Consider the following 15,179-nt stretch of genomic DNA (forward strand, 5'->3'; position numbering starts at 1 on the left):
CCGAGGCGAGGAAGCAGAGGTGGCAGTCAATGCGAGTGCGTCGAATAGGAGCGGTCCTCGCCGCCGCGGCCATGACCCTGGGCGTGGCGGCATGCGGCGGCGACAAGACCTACGACAGCGTCGCCGACAAGGTGAAGGACGCCAAGCAGGTGGTCGTCGGCACCAAGTGGGACCAGCCCGGGCTCGGCCTGAAGAAGGGCACGGAACCCGAGGGCTTCGACGTCGACGTGGCGAAGTACGTCATCAAGGAGCTGGCCGGCGGCCAGGACGTCGACATCACGTGGAAGGAGTCGGCCTCCTCCAACCGTGAGGCGTTCCTCGCCAACGGCACCGTGGACATCATCTTCGCGTCCTACTCGATCACGGACAGCCGCAAGGAGAAGGTGACCTTCGGCGGGCCGTACATCGTGGCCCACCAGGACGTGATGGTCCGCGGCGACGACACCGGCATCACCAAGCCCACCGACCTGAAGGACAAGCGGATCTGCCAGGCCGCGGGCTCCAACTCCTACAAGCGGATCACCGACCCCCCGCCGGACGGCGAGCTCGACATCGACGCGGAGCTGGTGGGCGCGGCCAACTACTCCGAATGCGTCGCCAAGCTCGGCGGGAACAACCTCGACGCGGTCACCACCGACGACCTCATCCTGGCCGGGTTCGCCACCCAGGCCGCCGAGCAGGGCGGCGCCAGCTTCAAGATCCTCGGCCAGCCGTTCACCGACGAGAAGTACGGCGTCGGCCTGAAGAAGGGCGACACCAAGACCTGCGAAGCGGTCAACGCCGCCATCACCAAGATGTACCAGGACGGCACGGTCCAGCAGCTGTTCACCAAGTGGTTCGGAAAGGCCCAGGGGCTCAGCGCCCCGACGGCCGCTCCCTCCTTCGAGCCCTGCGCCTGACCTGTCGCATCGAGCGGCCGGTGACCCCGCCCCGGGTCGCCGGCCGCCGCCGCCCCGGTAGAGCAGCACTGGAGCACGATGAATGACCTGATCAAATACGCGCCCGACCTGGCCGCGGGCTTCCTGGTGAACGTGGAGCTCTCCCTGGTGTGCGCGGTCCTGTCGCTGATCGCCGGGACGGTGCTCGTGTCCCTGCGGGTCGCGCCGACACCGGTCCTGCGCACGGCCGCCGCCACCTACATCAACATCGTGCGGAACACGCCCCTGACGCTGGTGCTGGCCTTCTCCGCGCTGGGGCTCAGTGACACGCTCGGCCTGTCCTTCTCCAAGGAACCCAGCACGAACGCGTTCTGGCTGGTCGTGCTGGGCCTGTCGGCGTACACCGCGTCGTTCGTCGCGGAGACGCTGCGCTCGGGCATCAACACCGTGCCCCTGGGTCAGGCGGAGGCCGCCAGGGCGATCGGGCTCACGTTCTTCCAGTCCCTGCGGATGATCATCCTGCCGCAGGCCTTCCGCGCGGTCATCGCCCCCCTGGGCAGCGTGATCATCGCCATGATCAAGAACACCACGGTGGCCATGGCCGCCGGTTATCTCGCCGAATCGGCATTCGTGATGAAGGACACCTTCGACGACACCGGCGTGTCGATCCCCATCTTCATCGGGCTCGTCCTCGCCTTCATGGCCATCACCCTGCCGGTCGGATTCCTCGCCGGCCGGCTCGCCCGGCGTCTGGCGGTGGTCCGATGAGCGGCCCGGTCGACACCTCGGTCCTGTTCGACGCGCCGGGGCCCCGGGCACGGCTGCGCAACAACGCGCTGTCCCTGCTGGCGCTGATCGCGATCGTGGCGGTCGTCTACTTCGTCTACCTGAAGTTCGACGAGAAGGGCCAGTGGGAGGGGAGGATCTGGGAGCCGTTCGCCGAGCCCTCGACCTGGACCGAGTACATCATCCCCGGCCTGCTCGGCACGCTGAAGGCGGCGGGCCTCGGTGCGGTGTTCGCGCTCGTCTTCGGCTCGGTCTTCGGTCTGGCCAGGCTCTCCGACCACCGGTGGATCAGGGTGCCGGCCGGCGCCGTCGTCGAGATCTTCCGGGCGATCCCGCTGCTGCTGCTGATCTTCTTCCTCGCCTATCTGGCCCCCGCCGTCTTCGGCAGCGGCGACTACACGCTGATCGCGCTGGTGGCCGGCCTCACCCTCTACAACGGGTCGGTCCTCGCCGAGGTCGTCCGCGCCGGCGTGCTGGCCGTGCCCAAGGGGCAGTCGGAGGCGGCCTACTCGATCGGGTTCCGCAAGAACCAGGTGATGCGGATGGTCCTGCTGCCGCAGGCCGTCACCGCGATGATGCCGGCCATCGTGAGCCAGCTCGTCGTCCTGCTCAAGGACACGGCGCTGGGCTACATCATCGCGTACGTCGACCTGCTCAACTACGGATTCAAGATCATCCCGGCGGTCTTCTTCGGATCGCTCATCCCCGCCGCCATCGTCATCGGAGTCATCTACGTCGGTCTCAACATGACGCTCAGCGCGCTGGCCACCTGGCTGGAGAAGCGGAGCAGGCGCAGCCGCAGGACATCGGTGAAACCGATCCCCGCGGCGGCGGACATCGGCGAGTAGGCGGTCCGGCAAGGAGCGACATGGCCAAGTGTTTGCCGTGTCGCTCCTTGCCGCCTTTCGGACCGGCCGTGATCCTGTAGCACGTGCGGCGTGTCGTGGCCCTGCTGGCAGGCGTAGCGATGGCGGGCACGCTGCTCACGGGATGCGGGAGCAGCGGCACGCTCGTCGTCGGCGTGCGTCAGGGGCAGCCCGGGCTCGTGACGCCCCTGCCCAACGGGAGGGTCTCCGGATTCGACATCGCGGTGGCCCAGTACGTCGCCCATGAGCTCGGCTACCGCGACGACCAGATCGTCTACACCGGCGACCCGGAGCAGGCCGACCTGGTCCTCGGCACGATGGGCTCGCCCGACCTGCGGAACGTCGCCGGGCCCTATCTGGTGACCAGCACCGACATCCTCGTCCGCGCGGGTGACCTGTCGATTCGCAAGCTGCGCGACCTCGCCCGCAGGCGCGTGTGCGCGACCAGCGTGTCGGCCCGGCGCCTGATCCGCGCGTTCGGCGGGAAATGGAAGGAGACGTTCCTCGCGGAGGCCAACGTCCCGGCCGCCTGCGCCCCACTGCTGGCCGACGGCAGGATCGACGCGATCGTGGCCGACGCCCCCGTGCTCGCCGGGATCGCCGCGCAGCATCCCGGCCGGTTCCGGTTCAGCGGCAGACCCCTGACCACCGAACGGTACGGCATCGGCACCGGGTCGGCCGCCCGCAGGGAGCAGGTCAACGACGCGCTGCGCCACATGTTCGACGACGGCGCCTGGAAACGGGCCGTCATCGACTACCTCGGCGTGCTGGCCACGCGCTACACGACGCCCCCGGCGCTGCCACGCCCGCCCCGATAGGGGCCACGTGCAGGAGGGACGTCCCCCTGGGAGCACGGCTCCGCCGTACGACCAGGACGGCCGCGATGGTCAGCGGGCGAACTCGGTGGCGCGCGACTCCCTGACCACGTTGATCCTGATCTGCCCCGGGTAGGTGAGCTCCTCCTCGACCTGCTTGGCGACATCGCGTGCGATCACCTGGGCCTGGATGTCGTCCACGGCCTCCGGGCGCACCATCACCCGGATCTCCCGGCCCGCCTGCATCGCGAACACCTTGTCCACGCCCTCGTACGACTGGGCGATCTCCTCGAGCCGCTCCAGCCGTTTGACGTACGCCTCGAGGGACTCACGCCGCGCCCCCGGCCGGCTGCCGCTGATCGCGTCCGCCGCCTGGGTCAGGACGGCCTCGACCGTACGGACCTCCACCTCGTTGTGATGCGCCTCGATCGCGTGGACCACGTCCTCGTGCTCGCCGTACCGCCGCGCGATCTCCGCCCCGATCAGCGCGTGGCTGCCCTCGACCTCGTGGGTGAGCGCCTTGCCGATGTCGTGCAGCAGCGCGCACCGCTTGACCAGGTCGCGGTCGAGCCGCAGCTCGGCGGCCATGATGCCGGCCAGATGCGCGGACTCGATCAGGTGCTTGAGCACGTTCTGCCCGTAGGAGGTGCGGTAGCGGAGCTGCCCGAGCAGCGTGACCAGCTCGGGATGCATCTCGGTGATGCCCAGCTCGACCAGCGCGTCCTCCCCCGCGCGTACGCACAGGTCCCGCACCTCCTCCTTGCTGCGCTCGTAGGCCTCCTCGATGCGCTGGGGATGGATGCGGCCGTCGAGGACGAGCTTCTCCAGCGTCAGCCTCGCCGTCTCCCGCCGGACCGGATCGAAGCACGACAGGAGCACGGCCTCGGGCGTGTCATCGATGATCAGGTTGACCCCGGTCGTGGACTCGAACGCCCTGATGTTGCGGCCCTCACGACCGATGATGCGGCCCTTCATCTCGTCACCGGGCAGGTGGAGCACGCTCACCACGGACTCGGCCGTCTGCTCGGTCGCCACCCGCTGGACCGCCAGCGTCACGATCTTGCAGGCGCGTTTCTCACCCTCCCTGCGCGCCTCGCTCTCGATCTCCCGGACGATCAGCGCGGCCTCGCGCTTGGCCTGGTTCTCGATCTCCTTGACCAGCTCGCCCCTGGCCTGCTCGGCCGTGAGTCCGGCGACCCGCTCCAGGATCTCCCGGCGCCGCTCGGCGACCCGGTCGAGCTCCTCACGCCGGTCGGCCAGCTCGGTCTCCGTCTCGGCGAGCTTGCGTGCCCGCTCGGCCTGCCTGCGCGCCTCCTCGTCCAGCCGCTGCTCCCGCTCGGCCAACCGGCCCTCGCGCCGTTCGAGGTCGGCACGCAGCTCCTTGAGCTCCGTCTTGAGGACCCTGGCCTCCTCCTCGACCTCTTTGCGCATCGCGGCGGCGCTCTCGGCCAGGGACTCGGACTTGCGGATGATCTCCCCCGCGTCCTCCTCCGCCCTGCCGCGGATCTCCTCGGCCTCCCGCCTGGCCCGCTCCAGTTCCTCGTTCACCTCGGCCGCCACCGCGCTGAGCTGCTCGGGTGAGGGACCTGCCGGCGGTGCCAGGCCTCCGGTACGACGCACGACGATGACAAGGGCCGCGACCGACACGAGCGCCAGCAGCACCACCGCAACCGCCAAAACGATCACGACCGTATCCATGCGCGCTCACCCTCTCCTCGCCTTGCGACCTCTGCCAGCGAGGGAGCACACGCGCAGCACTACAGCACCCGGCGGCGTCACCAGGACAAATATCGTCTCAATCCCCGGGCATCCCGGAGGACGCCCGACATGGCCCGGAGGCCGGTCAATATCTATCGCCCGTCGTTCACCGTTATGGGAAATCCGCGCTGCGCGGAGTTACTCCTCACTGCGGTCGAGATTAAGCGTCAGAGAGGTAACGAGCAAGCAAAGACTGTCAGGATCTCCTCACGGCGGTCCATCGGCCCGGATCCCAGGGGGTCCGTCAGTCGATTTCCTCATGGAGATCGTCCACGTCGCAGCCCTCGGTCTCCAGCGCCTCCCGGACGACACGGAACGCCAGACCCGGCGAATAACCCTTGCGGGCGAGCATCCCCACGAGCCTGCGGGTGCGCGCCCTCGGATCGGCTCCGCGGGTGGCGGCCAGTCTGCGGGCGACCAGCATGCGGGCGGTCTCGACCTCCTGATCCGGGTCGAGTCGCCCCACCGCGTCCTGGACCGTCTCCTCGTCCACTCCACGGTGCCGCAGCTCCTGGGCGAGCGCTCGCCGGGCCAGGCCGCGGCCGTGATGCCGCGAGCTCACCCAGGCCGCGGAGAACGCCTCGTCGTCGATCAGCCCGACCTCGGAGAACCGCTCCAGCACCGCATGGGCCGCCTCCTCCGGGACTCCCCGCTTCCGCAGGGCGTCCGCGAGCTGCGCCCGGGTCTTCGGCGCCATCGTCAGCAGCCGCAGGCAGATCGCCCTCGCGACCGCCTCAGGATCGGCATCGGGATCCCTCGGGTCCGCGTCCGGCCCCCGGCCCTGCCGTGGGCCGGGGAACTCGTCACGTCTCATCCCGCGGATCAGACGTCACCCGGCTTAGGCGCGCTGGACTTGCCACCCCGCCCCGTGGCGGCGGCCCGCCCGGAAGCGGGAGCGGCCGGGGCGGCGGGAGCCGCCGGAGCCGCCTCGCCCGGGGTGTCGAGGCGCGGCCCGATGCCGAGCTTCTCCTTGATCTTCTTCTCGATCTCGTTGGCGATGTCGGGATTGTTCTTCAGGAAGTTGCGGGCGTTCTCCTTGCCCTGCCCGAGTTGGTCGCCCTCGTACGTGTACCAGGCACCGGCCTTCCGCACGAACCCGTGCTCGACCCCCATATCGATGAGGCCGCCCTCACGAGAGATGCCCTGACCATAAAGAATATCAAAATCCGCTTGGCGGAAAGGAGGCGCCATCTTGTTCTTCACGACCTTCACCCGGGTCCGGTTGCCGACCGGCTCGGTGCCGTCCTTCAGCGTCTCGATCCGCCGCACGTCCAACCGCACCGACGCGTAGAACTTCAGCGCCTTACCACCCGTGGTCGTCTCCGGGCTGTTGTGCACCATGACACCGTCGACGAAGTAGTTGTGCGTACCCCCTACCTCGATGTCGAACTTCTTCATCGAGCGGGTCTTCGGCTTGACATGTACATCGAGAACCGCCGCCGGGACCAGCCGAATCTCAGGCGCGACGAGCTGCGGATTTACGTCAAACTGCCCCTGGAATCGCGGCAACAGTTTGTACGCCATCGAGGGATGTACGTAGGGCGCGATGAGCTTCTGGAATTTCGCACTCGACTCGGTACTGAACTGCAGAACGGCGACCTCGCGCGCTCCCCGATGCGTGAGCTTGACATCAAGACCATAGGTCCCGGCAAGGTGATCACGCAGCCGGTCACGCGAGCCCGTGCTCATCGCCTCAACACAGATCTCAACGCGTCCCGAGCCGCCTTCGGTGCGCTCCTGCAGGCCCTTCGAGCGGAGGGTGAAGCTGCCGTCGTCCATGTACCAGACGGCGAGGGCGAGCGGGGTGAGAACCTTGAGGAACTCCCAGGTGAGGTGCTTCTTGCCATCACCGAAATAGACGACCTGGCGAAGCTCGTCGAGTTCCGGAAGCGGGGTGAAGTCCGCGAACACGGCACCCTTGGCATTGGTGGTCTTGCAGTGCTGGATGTTGCCCAGCATCGCGCACTTCCAGTCCAGGTAGGCCTCCTGCTGGGCGCCGTGCCCCATCCGGAAGCGCACGCCAGTACGGCCCCGCCTGTTCGGCGAGAGATTACCGTCGCCCATGATGGAACCAAGGATCACCTGCCACTGCTGGTCGCTCAACCGATGGGTTTCGCTGATCATCACCCGATCACCCGCGATCAGCTCACCAGCCTCTCGCCACCCACCCGGAGTACGGATGAGGTGGTTCTCCGTCGCCGCGAACTGGGCCCGGCCATTCCCACCCGACTTGGCCACGGTGAACTGCAGGAAACGCTCGGCATTGCCGTTCTCGAACCAGTTCGTGATGGGCCGAGGGACGACGCGGTCGCTCTCCGGGTCATAGGAGAGCACCTCCACGTTCATACGCTGGTTGACGATCTTGCCGATCTTCTCCTGGGTGCCATCAGCCAGCGTCACCTTTGTCCCATATGACATGCATCCGAACATGACGCCGATCTTTTCCCGCAATTGGTTGATAAAGACCGCGGTTGTCCGGGTTTGGTTGAGGGCTCCGGCGACCTTGCGGAGGGCCTGCGACATGAGACGGGCCTGGAGGCCGACGTGGCTGTCGCCCATCTCACCCTCGATCTCGGCCTTTGGCACGAGAGCCGCCACCGAGTCGATGACGATGATGTCGATCGCGCCGGAGCGGATCAGCATGTCCGCGATCTCCAGGGCCTGCTCACCCGTGTCGGGCTGGGAGACGAGCAGCGCGTCGACGTCGACGCCCAGCTTCTTCGCGTACTCGGGGTCGAGGGCGTGCTCGGCGTCGATGAACGCGGCGATCCCGCCGCCCCTCTGCGCGTTGGCCACCGCGTGCAGCGCGACGGTCGTCTTACCGGACGACTCGGGTCCGTACACCTCCACGATCCGGCCGCGGGGGAAGCCGCCGATGCCGAGGGCGACGTCGAGGGAGATCGAGCCGGTCGGAATGACCTCGATCGCGGGACGCGTGTCATCGCCGAGGCGCATGACGGAGCCCTTGCCGAACTGCCGCTCGATCTGCGCAAGAGCGGTCTCGAGGGCCTTCTCGCGGTCGTTGATTGCCATTCCTGCCCCCTGGAGGGTTGTCGTCTGCTCGGTCACCAGAAAACTACGGGGTGCCACCGACATTTTCCGGGGCTTCCCGAGAGCCCCCGGGGTTCCCACCGGCTCGCCGCACCCCGGCGGCGACGACTCAAATATAGCCGAACGGCTGTTCGATCACATGTCATCTCCCCTCATCGCTCCGGTCTCTCTTCCGAGAGGGCCGCGCCCGGCCCGTCCACCGACTCCGGCGGCGAAGTCCTCGATCGCGTCGACGACGCTTTCGAAGCGGAGGGAATGGAAGAGGTCGAACGCGTGCTGTGCCCCGGGCAGCTCCGCGTAGACGACCGGATCGGCGGAGGCACGCCGCAGCCTCTCCGCGAAGCGCCGGGCGTCCGCCACCGGCACCAGCGTGTCATTGTCTCCGTGCGCCAGGAAGAACGGCGGCGCGTCCGGCCCGAGGTAGGTCAGCGGTGATGAGGCCGGGCCCTGGCCGTAGTAGTCGCCGTACCAGCCGTACAGGCAGACGGCCGCGGTGACCGAGGTGTCCGCGTGCTCGAAACCGGGCTGGAACTCGGGTCGGCCGGGCGTCAGGGCGGCCAGCGAGGCGAGGTGACCGCCGGCCGAACTGCCCGCCACGAAGAGCACCGCCGGATCGGCGCCGTACTCATGGCCGTGCTCCCGCACCCAGGCGATCACCTTCTTGACGTCGATCAGGTGATCGGGGAAGGTCGCGGCCGGCCTCAGGCGGTAGTTCGCGCTGACGCAGACCCACCCCCGGCTCGCGAGCCGGTAGAGGAGGGGGCGCGCCTCGCGGTTCTTCCTGCCGCTGAAGTAGCCGCCCCCGTGCAGGTAGACCAGCGTGGGGCCGCCGGAGGGGCGGGAGCGGTGACGGTAGACGTCGAGCAGGTTCCGCTTGCCCGCGTCGCCGTAACCGATGTCCGCCACCCGCTCGACGTCACGACGGCCGACCGGGAACGGCGCGAACAGGATGCGGGCCAGCGGAAGCCGGCGGCGCGGGGCCGTGGCCGGACGAGCGTCGATGGCGGTACGCCGGTCGGTCCCGAGGCCCTCGGCCAGGGCGCGATCGAGCACCGGCCCGGCCCGCAGCCCCCGCCGGGCGATCACCGCGAGTCCCGCCATGGTGACGACGGCGAATCCGACCATCGCCCGACCTCCCGGCGAGTCGATGTCACCGTCGGCGATGGCCAGAATCGTCGACGCCAGGAGCCAGTAGAGGGCGACGAACGGCAACTCGTTGAGCGCGAGGCCGAGTCGGAAGCCCAGCTCGGCGAGCGGCCGCGGCCGGCGCAGCGGCGCCAGGGCCAGCATGGTGCAGACCGCGACAGGAGTCAGGGTCGCCAGATAACCGAGGGGCATGACTCACTCCGAGATCTCATGGTGCTCCGATCGCGACCCGGCCGGGGCCGGGGTGTTCGAAGATGTGACGGCGTGCCGGGCGGCCAGGTGGGGGCCCGGCTCATCGGCCGCGTGCCGTACGCCCGAGGCCGGCCACGGTCAGTGCCCGCCGGACGACAACGTCGGCCGATCCACCCGGAACGGCAGGAATGGAAGTGGTTCCGCTGGGCCACGTGTTTCCCCTCTCGACGATCCCTTCCGATCCACGCGTGCCAGCTTCGCCGTCGCCGTACGGCCGCCGCCTCGGGCGGGTGGCCGCTGTGATCCCGACCTCCGTACGGCATCGCCCCTACTTTGGTAGGTGCCGACGCTGCGGCGCCCGAAGCTAGCCTTTGGCCGATGAGCGGCGAGATCTCCTGTGCTGCGGAGGCGGGACCCGAGCGTCGGCCCGTCCCACGAGCCGTCGTCGCACTCTGCGTGATCGTCGGGGTGGGGAGCCTGACGGCACTGACGATCTGGGGGAGGTCCGACGCGCGGCCGACGGCGCCGTGGCCGGGTCTCGACATCGTGGTCGGGGTGCTGAGCTGCGTGTTGTCGCCCGCGCTGCTGGGGCGGCCGGTCGGCGGCGCGCTGGGACTCACCGTGCTGGCCGCGCTGTCACCGGCGGCCACCCCGGCGGCCACGCTGGGCGCGCTGCAGGTCGCTCAGCGGCGTGGCTTTCCGGTCGCGGCCGCCGTCGCCGCCACGGGGATCGCCGCACACGCCGTGCAGGGCGCGTGGCAGCCCAGCGGAGGGATCTCCTTCGGCTGGTGGCTGGCCCTGATCACGATCGCGTACGGCGCGCTGGTCGGCTGGGGCGCGCTGGCCCGGTCGCGTCGCGCGCTCATCATCTCGCTGCGTGCGCGTGCCCGCCGGGCCGAGGCCGAGCAGGGCCGGCGGGTGGCCGAGGCGCGGATGCTCGAGCGCCACCGCATCGCCAGGGAGATGCACGACGTGCTGGCCCATCGCCTGTCGCTGCTGGCCACCTACGCCGGCGCGTTGGAATACCGCCCCGACTCCCCGCCCGAGCGGCTCTCGCGTGCCGCGGGCGTGGTGCGTGCCGGGGTGCACCAGGCGCTCGAAGAACTCCGCGAGGTGATCGACCTGCTGCGCGACGAGGACCACGACTCGGGCGAGCGGCCGCAGCCCGGCCTGGCCGATCTCCCCCGGCTCGTCGAGGAGTCCCGCGACGCCGGGGCGCAGGTGCTGTTGAGTGACAACGTGACGGATCCGGCGGCGCTGCCGGCCGCCGCCGCTCGAACCGCCTACCGGGTCGTACAGGAGGGGCTGACCAACGCCAGGAAGCACGCCCCCGGCCGGCCGGTCGAGGTGGTGCTGGAGGGTCGGCCAGGTGACCGGCTGACGATCGACATGCGCAACCCGCTGCCGGTGGGCGAGGCGTCCCCGCCGCTCGCCCCGGGCACCGGCACCGGACTGGTCGGACTGACCGAGCGGGTACGCCTGACCGGCGGGCGGCTCGATCACGAGGTGACCGCCGATGGCGGGTTCCACCTGCGGGCCTGGCTACCATGGCCCGCGTGAGCCGTCCCCTTCGCGTGCTTCTCGTGGACGACGACGCGCTCGTTCGCGCCGGGCTGTCCATGATGCTCGACGGGATCCACGGCATCTCCGTGGTGGGCGAGGCAGCCGACGGCGACGAGGTGCCGGCGGCCGCCGATGCCCACGCCCCCGATGTCGTGCTCATGGACCTGCGGATGCCGCGGGTGGACGGCATCACGGCCACGCGCAGGCTGCGGCGCCGGCCTCACCCGCCCGAGGTCATCGTGCTCACCACGTTCGACACCGACGAGAACATCCTGTACGCGCTGCGCGCCGGTGCCGGCGGCTTCCTGCTGAAGGACACCCCGCCCGCGCAGATCGTCGACGCGATCCGCCGGGTCGCCGCGGGAGACCCGATCCTGTCACCCCGGATCACCCGCAGGCTGATGGACCGCGCGGTCAGCCAGGCCGGGGCGTACGAGCGGGCGCGTGCCGCCCTGGCCTCGCTCAGCCCTCGCGAGAACGACGTGGTCGTCGCCGTGGCCCGGGGCCGTACCAACGCCGAGATCGCCGCTGAGCTGTTCATGAGCGTGACCACGGTCAAAGCGCACGTCTCCAGCATTCTGCGCAAGCTCGACCTCGACAACCGGACCCAGATCGCCCTCCTCACACACGACGCGGGGCTGGCCTGACCCGAACCTCATCGTTAGATATCCGGGCCTTACCTCCACATGGTTGTCCACTGGGCGACCTGCGGCAATGCTTGTAGAAAAGTCGGATCTCCAAGGAGAAGGCGGCGACGCGTGACGGGCACCGGTGACTACGGCTGGCGGCGCCGTTCCCTCCTGGAGGCGCTCGCCCGGCAACTTCCGGAGCGCGGGCTCGCCAGCCGGATGATCGGCGGGGAGGAGCCGGTGCTGTGGATCTGGCATCCGAGCACCCGGAAGCAGACGATCGTCTTCGCCTCCCCGGCCAAGGAGGGCTGGCTGTTCCTGTGGTCCCCCGACGGCCAGGAGAACGCCGAGGAGCCCGGCCTGGCGGCCGACAGGATCAGGAAACTGCTCTCCCAACCCGTCTAGTCCGTCCCTTCCCCCGAATGTACGGAGCCGCCCCGACCTCGCCGGCCGGGGCGGCCTTCTCTACCGGGGTTCTCTCCGGAGCGGCTATCTGATGACCTCGCCCAGCTTGACTCGGGCACCCGTACGGAGCACGGCCCGCTGATAGATGCGAGCGCCGGCGAGCAGCACGACGGCGACCGCCGCGATCATCAGCGCCACGGCGAGGATGATCTCCCCCAGCGGCACCTCCGCCGCCGCGGTGCGCACCGGCATCACCATCGAGGAGAACGGCGGGATCAGAGACAGGACCTTGGCCGCCGTGCCGGTGGGCTGCGCGGCGGCGAAGTAGGACACCAGATAGGTCAGCGTCATCAGCATCGTCATCGGCGTCAGCACGCCGTTGAGCTCCTCCTGTCTGGAGACCAGCGAGCCGAAGGCGGCGGCGAGCGTCGAGAAGAAGGCGTAGCCCAGGATGAACCACACGACGGCACTGATCACGATCCCGGCCATACCCGGCGGGAGATCGGCCGCGAGCCCGCTGACGAAGGCCGAGCCGAGGCCTACCGCGATGACCACACCGAGGTTGATCAGGCCCAGCACGCCCAGGCCGACGATCTTTCCGCCGAGTAGCTGCCAGGGCCGCATGGAGGTGAGCAGGATCTCGACGATCCGACTCCCCTTCTCCTCGACCACGCCCATCGCGACGAACATGGCGGAGTAGATGAGCAGGAAGAACAGCACCATCACCAGCAGCATGGCGAGACCGGCCCGCACCCCCTCGTAACGGGCGTCGGCTCCGACGGACACGACGCGCAGCGGGGTGATCGTGAGACCGGCCTTCTCGATCTGGGCGTCGCGGTGCGCGCTCTGCAGGATGAGGCCGAGCCGGTCGTTGAGCTCGCCGTCGGCGAGCACGGTCTGATCGTCGATCAGGGCGGCGTCGACGTCCCCGTCGATCACCGCCTGCCGTGCCGCCGCCTCGTCGGCGTACGTCACGAACTCCACCTGCTCGACGGTGGCCGGAGCCGTACCGACGACGCCCACGGCATAGGTGTCGGTCCCGCTGAACAGCTTCGGGACGTACGCGAACGCGGCCACCAGCACGGCGGTGATCGCCAGGCTGATGATGAAGCCCTTCGTCCTGATGCGCGTGCGGATCTCCCGCTGCGCCACCAGCCACAGCCCGTTCATGCGACCGCCTCTCGGAAGATCTCCACGAGGGTCGGCTCCTGCCGACCGAAGTGCTCGACGTGCCCGGCCTGTACGGCACGGCGGAGGATGGCCTGGTCGTCTCCGTCGGTGCTGAGCAGCACCTGCCGGTCGCCGTCCACGGTGATCTCGCCGGGAAGCCCGTCGGCCCAGCCTGGCGCCGCGCCGCGGACGACGACCTTGAGCAGTCCGCGTCCCTCGCCGGCGCGCAGCTCGGCCACCGAGCCGCAGGCGACCATGCGACCGGCGGAGATGATGCCGACCGAGTCGCAGAGGCGTTCCACCAGTTCGAGCTGGTGGCTGGAGAAGATGACCGGGACGCCGGAGGCCGCCCGGTCCTTCAGCACCTCGGCGAGTGTGTCGACGGCGAGCGGGTCGAGGCCGGAGAACGGCTCGTCGAGGATCAGCACGGTCGGGTCGTGCACGAGCGCCACCGCGAGCTGGACACGCTGCTGGTTGCCCAGCGACAGCGCCTCGACCGCGTCGCCGCGCCGCTCGACGAGGCCGAGCCGTTCGAGCAGCTCGGCGGTGGTCCGGCGGGCGGCGGCCGGGGCGAGGCCGTGGAGCCTGCCGAAGTATTCGACCTGCTCGCCGACCTTCATCTTCTGGTAGAGTCCGCGCTCCTCCGGCATGTAGCCGTACGCGCGGCGGTCCTCATGGGTCATCGGGCGGCCCTCGTGGCGCACCTCGCCCGAGTCGGTCTCGAGGACGCCCATGATGATCCGCATGGTCGTGGTCTTGCCGGCGCCGTTGGCTCCGACGAAGCCGAACATCTCGCCGGGCCGTACGGAGAAACTCACCCCGTCGAGGGCGACCTTTTCTCCGAAGCGTTTACCTAAGTTCTCGATGTCAAGCATGGGGGGTCCCTTCGGTGATCCTGCGGAGTACGTCCATGTAGTTCTGGAACGCGGCCCGCCCGCGGTCGGTCAGTGAGAGCCAGGTGCGCGCCCGCTTCCCGACGAAGGTCTTGTTCACGTGGACGTAGCCTGCCTCTTCGAGGGTGAGAATGTGCTTGGAGAGCAGGGAGTCGCTGACCTCGATCGTGTCGCGCAGGAACCGGAAGTCGGCCTTCTCGGCGGCCGCCAGCGCCGCCACGATGGACAGCCGGACCGGCGCGTGGATGATCTCGTCCAGCTCGTGGCGCGGATGTGTGCTCATCGCCTGGTCAGCAGACGCCACGCGGCGTACAACAGGGGCGTCCCGCTGATCACGGCCAGTGCGATGATGGCGACGGCCCATCCGGTCGGCGTCGGATGCCTGGGCGCGACGAACGCGCCGACCGCGAATGTCACCGAAGAGGCCGACACGTAGGCGATCGTCATCCGCGACCTGATCCGCATCAGACGCTGCTCGTAGACCTTCCGACGCCACCAGTAGCTGCATATCGCGATCGTCAGCGCGATCCAGACGAATGCCGCGACGACCGATGCCGCGCCCTTGGCGAGGAACATCACCGGCCAGTAGATCATGGTGGCCACGCCCGTGACCAGGTACATCCATCCCGGTCCGCGCGAGGAGTCACGCACCCGGCCGTCGACCCGGCCCACCTCGCGCAGCGCCTGCTGAGGAGTGAACCCTTCATCAGCGTTCATCCACTTCCTCCTCTCTCATTCATTCAAAATACTAGCAACCACTCAACTATCGTTCAAGTAGAAGAGCAGCGGTGAAGGAAGTGGGGAGGATAGGGAAGATCAGCGGAGCTTCGGATCCACGTCCTCGACCTGGCAGACGGCGTGCCAGACCCGCTTGGCGGAGATGCCCTCGGCGAGTGCCTGCTCGACCGTCCGCCCGCCGAGCTCGGCGAGAACGTAGTCCTTCGCCCACGACTCCGCGTACGCCTCCCCGAAGTGGCGGTGCATCCGGCTCCAGAAGTCAGTGAGGCGCATCCCCACAGTCTGGCAT

At 69.1% G+C, this 15,179-nt stretch carries 15 protein-coding genes and 3 pseudogenes; 7 read left to right on the top strand and 11 right to left on the bottom strand.

Annotated elements, in window-relative coordinates:
* Positions 1-29 precede the first annotated feature (29 nt).
* The 4 genes from AP234_RS21915 (at position 30) to AP234_RS21930 (ending at position 3,348) form a co-directional block, all read left to right on the top strand.
* Entirely contained in the window at positions 30-899 is an 870-nt protein-coding gene (locus AP234_RS21915; protein WP_055481572.1) for a glutamate ABC transporter substrate-binding protein, read from the top strand.
* A 78-nt stretch (positions 900-977) separates the two neighbouring features.
* The gene (locus AP234_RS21920; protein WP_055481573.1) at positions 978-1,646 is read left to right on the top strand and encodes an amino acid ABC transporter permease; all 669 of its coding nucleotides are present in this window, start codon (positions 978-980) and stop codon (positions 1,644-1,646) included.
* Positions 1,643-2,512: an amino acid ABC transporter permease gene (locus AP234_RS21925; RefSeq protein ID WP_055481574.1), complete on the top strand. Its 870-nt coding sequence runs from the start codon at positions 1,643-1,645 to the stop codon at positions 2,510-2,512. The genes AP234_RS21920 and AP234_RS21925 overlap by 4 nt, the downstream gene beginning before the upstream one ends.
* An 83-nt stretch (positions 2,513-2,595) precedes the next feature.
* Positions 2,596-3,348, top strand: coding sequence for a transporter substrate-binding domain-containing protein (locus AP234_RS21930; protein ID WP_055481575.1), 753 nt, complete (start codon positions 2,596-2,598; stop codon positions 3,346-3,348).
* A gap of 69 nt (positions 3,349-3,417) precedes the next feature.
* Here AP234_RS21930 and rny read toward each other — a convergent pair whose 3' ends face one another.
* From rny to AP234_RS21950, 6 genes and pseudogenes are all read right to left on the bottom strand, one after another.
* Positions 3,418-5,043: a ribonuclease Y gene (gene rny / locus AP234_RS21935; protein ID WP_055481576.1), complete on the bottom strand. Its 1,626-nt coding sequence runs from the start codon at positions 5,041-5,043 to the stop codon at positions 3,418-3,420.
* A 304-nt stretch (positions 5,044-5,347) separates the two neighbouring features.
* Complete coding sequence (gene recX, locus AP234_RS21940; protein ID WP_083502326.1) at positions 5,348-5,917, bottom strand: recombination regulator RecX; 570 nt, start codon at positions 5,915-5,917, stop codon at positions 5,348-5,350.
* A gap of 8 nt (positions 5,918-5,925) precedes the next feature.
* A pseudogene (locus AP234_RS39620) lies at positions 5,926-6,552 on the bottom strand (intein-containing recombinase RecA); the annotation flags it as partial.
* A 168-nt stretch (positions 6,553-6,720) separates the two neighbouring features.
* A pseudogene (locus AP234_RS39625) lies at positions 6,721-7,533 on the bottom strand (intein-containing recombinase RecA); the annotation flags it as partial.
* A pseudogene (gene recA / locus AP234_RS39630) lies at positions 7,525-8,136 on the bottom strand (recombinase RecA); the annotation flags it as partial. The pseudogenes AP234_RS39625 and recA, both read right to left, overlap by 9 nt.
* A gap of 153 nt (positions 8,137-8,289) precedes the next feature.
* On the bottom strand, positions 8,290-9,492 hold the full coding sequence (locus AP234_RS21950) for an alpha/beta hydrolase (protein ID WP_083502327.1): 1,203 nt from the start codon (positions 9,490-9,492) through the stop codon (positions 8,290-8,292).
* Positions 9,493-9,870: 378 nt separating this feature from the next.
* Here AP234_RS21950 and AP234_RS21955 point away from each other — a divergent pair, with 378 nt between their 5' ends.
* From AP234_RS21955 to AP234_RS21965, 3 genes are all read left to right on the top strand, one after another.
* Positions 9,871-11,052 carry a histidine kinase gene (locus tag AP234_RS21955; RefSeq protein ID WP_055481578.1) on the top strand — a complete coding sequence of 394 codons (1,182 nt, stop codon included), beginning with the start codon at positions 9,871-9,873 and terminating at the stop codon, positions 11,050-11,052.
* A complete protein-coding gene (locus AP234_RS21960) occupies positions 11,040-11,702 on the top strand; it encodes a response regulator (protein ID WP_055481579.1) in 663 nt (220 codons plus the stop codon). Before AP234_RS21955 ends, AP234_RS21960 begins: the two co-directional genes overlap by 13 nt.
* 111 nt (positions 11,703-11,813) lie before the next feature.
* Positions 11,814-12,089 carry a hypothetical protein gene (locus tag AP234_RS21965; protein ID WP_055481580.1) on the top strand — a complete coding sequence of 92 codons (276 nt, stop codon included), beginning with the start codon at positions 11,814-11,816 and terminating at the stop codon, positions 12,087-12,089.
* Between the two features lie 84 nt (positions 12,090-12,173).
* Here the strand turns inward: AP234_RS21965 and AP234_RS21970 are convergent, their stop codons facing one another.
* The 5 genes from AP234_RS21970 to AP234_RS21990 form a co-directional block, all read right to left on the bottom strand.
* Positions 12,174-13,259 (bottom strand): ABC transporter permease, encoded by a 1,086-nt coding sequence (locus AP234_RS21970; protein ID WP_055481581.1) that lies wholly within the window; start codon positions 13,257-13,259, stop codon positions 12,174-12,176.
* Positions 13,256-14,134 (bottom strand): ATP-binding cassette domain-containing protein, encoded by an 879-nt coding sequence (locus tag AP234_RS21975; protein ID WP_055481582.1) that lies wholly within the window; start codon positions 14,132-14,134, stop codon positions 13,256-13,258. Before AP234_RS21975 ends, AP234_RS21970 begins: the two co-directional genes overlap by 4 nt.
* On the bottom strand, positions 14,127-14,435 hold the full coding sequence (locus tag AP234_RS21980) for a winged helix-turn-helix domain-containing protein (RefSeq protein WP_055481583.1): 309 nt from the start codon (positions 14,433-14,435) through the stop codon (positions 14,127-14,129). Before AP234_RS21980 ends, AP234_RS21975 begins: the two co-directional genes overlap by 8 nt.
* On the bottom strand, positions 14,432-14,869 hold the full coding sequence (locus tag AP234_RS21985; protein WP_055481584.1) for a hypothetical protein: 438 nt from the start codon (positions 14,867-14,869) through the stop codon (positions 14,432-14,434). Before AP234_RS21985 ends, AP234_RS21980 begins: the two co-directional genes overlap by 4 nt.
* Positions 14,870-14,968: 99 nt before the next feature.
* Complete coding sequence (locus AP234_RS21990; protein WP_055481585.1) at positions 14,969-15,163, bottom strand: DUF3046 domain-containing protein; 195 nt, start codon at positions 15,161-15,163, stop codon at positions 14,969-14,971.
* Positions 15,164-15,179: the final 16 nt, after the last annotated feature.

The sequence above is a fragment of the Sphaerimonospora mesophila genome, assembly GCF_001417795.1.
Classification (GTDB): domain Bacteria; phylum Actinomycetota; class Actinomycetes; order Streptosporangiales; family Streptosporangiaceae; genus Sphaerimonospora; species Sphaerimonospora mesophila.

Bases quoted from the DNA above. Each gene is read 5' to 3' on its own strand.
- AP234_RS21985 (WP_055481584.1), bottom strand. From the start codon at position 14,869: ATGAACGCTGATGAAGGGTTCACTCCTCAGCAGGCGCTGCGCGAGGTG.
- AP234_RS21950 (WP_083502327.1), bottom strand. From the start codon at position 9,492: ATGCCCCTCGGTTATCTGGCGACCCTGACTCCTGTCGCGGTCTGCACC.
- AP234_RS21955 (WP_055481578.1), top strand. From the start codon at position 9,871: ATGAGCGGCGAGATCTCCTGTGCTGCGGAGGCGGGACCCGAGCGTCGG.
- AP234_RS21990 (WP_055481585.1), bottom strand. From the start codon at position 15,163: ATGCGCCTCACTGACTTCTGGAGCCGGATGCACCGCCACTTCGGGGAG.
- AP234_RS21975 (WP_055481582.1), bottom strand. From the start codon at position 14,134: ATGCTTGACATCGAGAACTTAGGTAAACGCTTCGGAGAAAAGGTCGCC.
- AP234_RS21960 (WP_055481579.1), top strand. From the start codon at position 11,040: ATGGCCCGCGTGAGCCGTCCCCTTCGCGTGCTTCTCGTGGACGACGAC.
- AP234_RS21970 (WP_055481581.1), bottom strand. From the start codon at position 13,259: ATGAACGGGCTGTGGCTGGTGGCGCAGCGGGAGATCCGCACGCGCATC.
- AP234_RS21980 (WP_055481583.1), bottom strand. From the start codon at position 14,435: ATGAGCACACATCCGCGCCACGAGCTGGACGAGATCATCCACGCGCCG.
- AP234_RS21920 (WP_055481573.1), top strand. From the start codon at position 978: ATGAATGACCTGATCAAATACGCGCCCGACCTGGCCGCGGGCTTCCTG.
- AP234_RS21915 (WP_055481572.1), top strand. From the start codon at position 30: ATGCGAGTGCGTCGAATAGGAGCGGTCCTCGCCGCCGCGGCCATGACC.
- recX (WP_083502326.1), bottom strand. From the start codon at position 5,917: ATGAGACGTGACGAGTTCCCCGGCCCACGGCAGGGCCGGGGGCCGGAC.
- rny (WP_055481576.1), bottom strand. From the start codon at position 5,043: ATGGATACGGTCGTGATCGTTTTGGCGGTTGCGGTGGTGCTGCTGGCG.
- AP234_RS21925 (WP_055481574.1), top strand. From the start codon at position 1,643: ATGAGCGGCCCGGTCGACACCTCGGTCCTGTTCGACGCGCCGGGGCCC.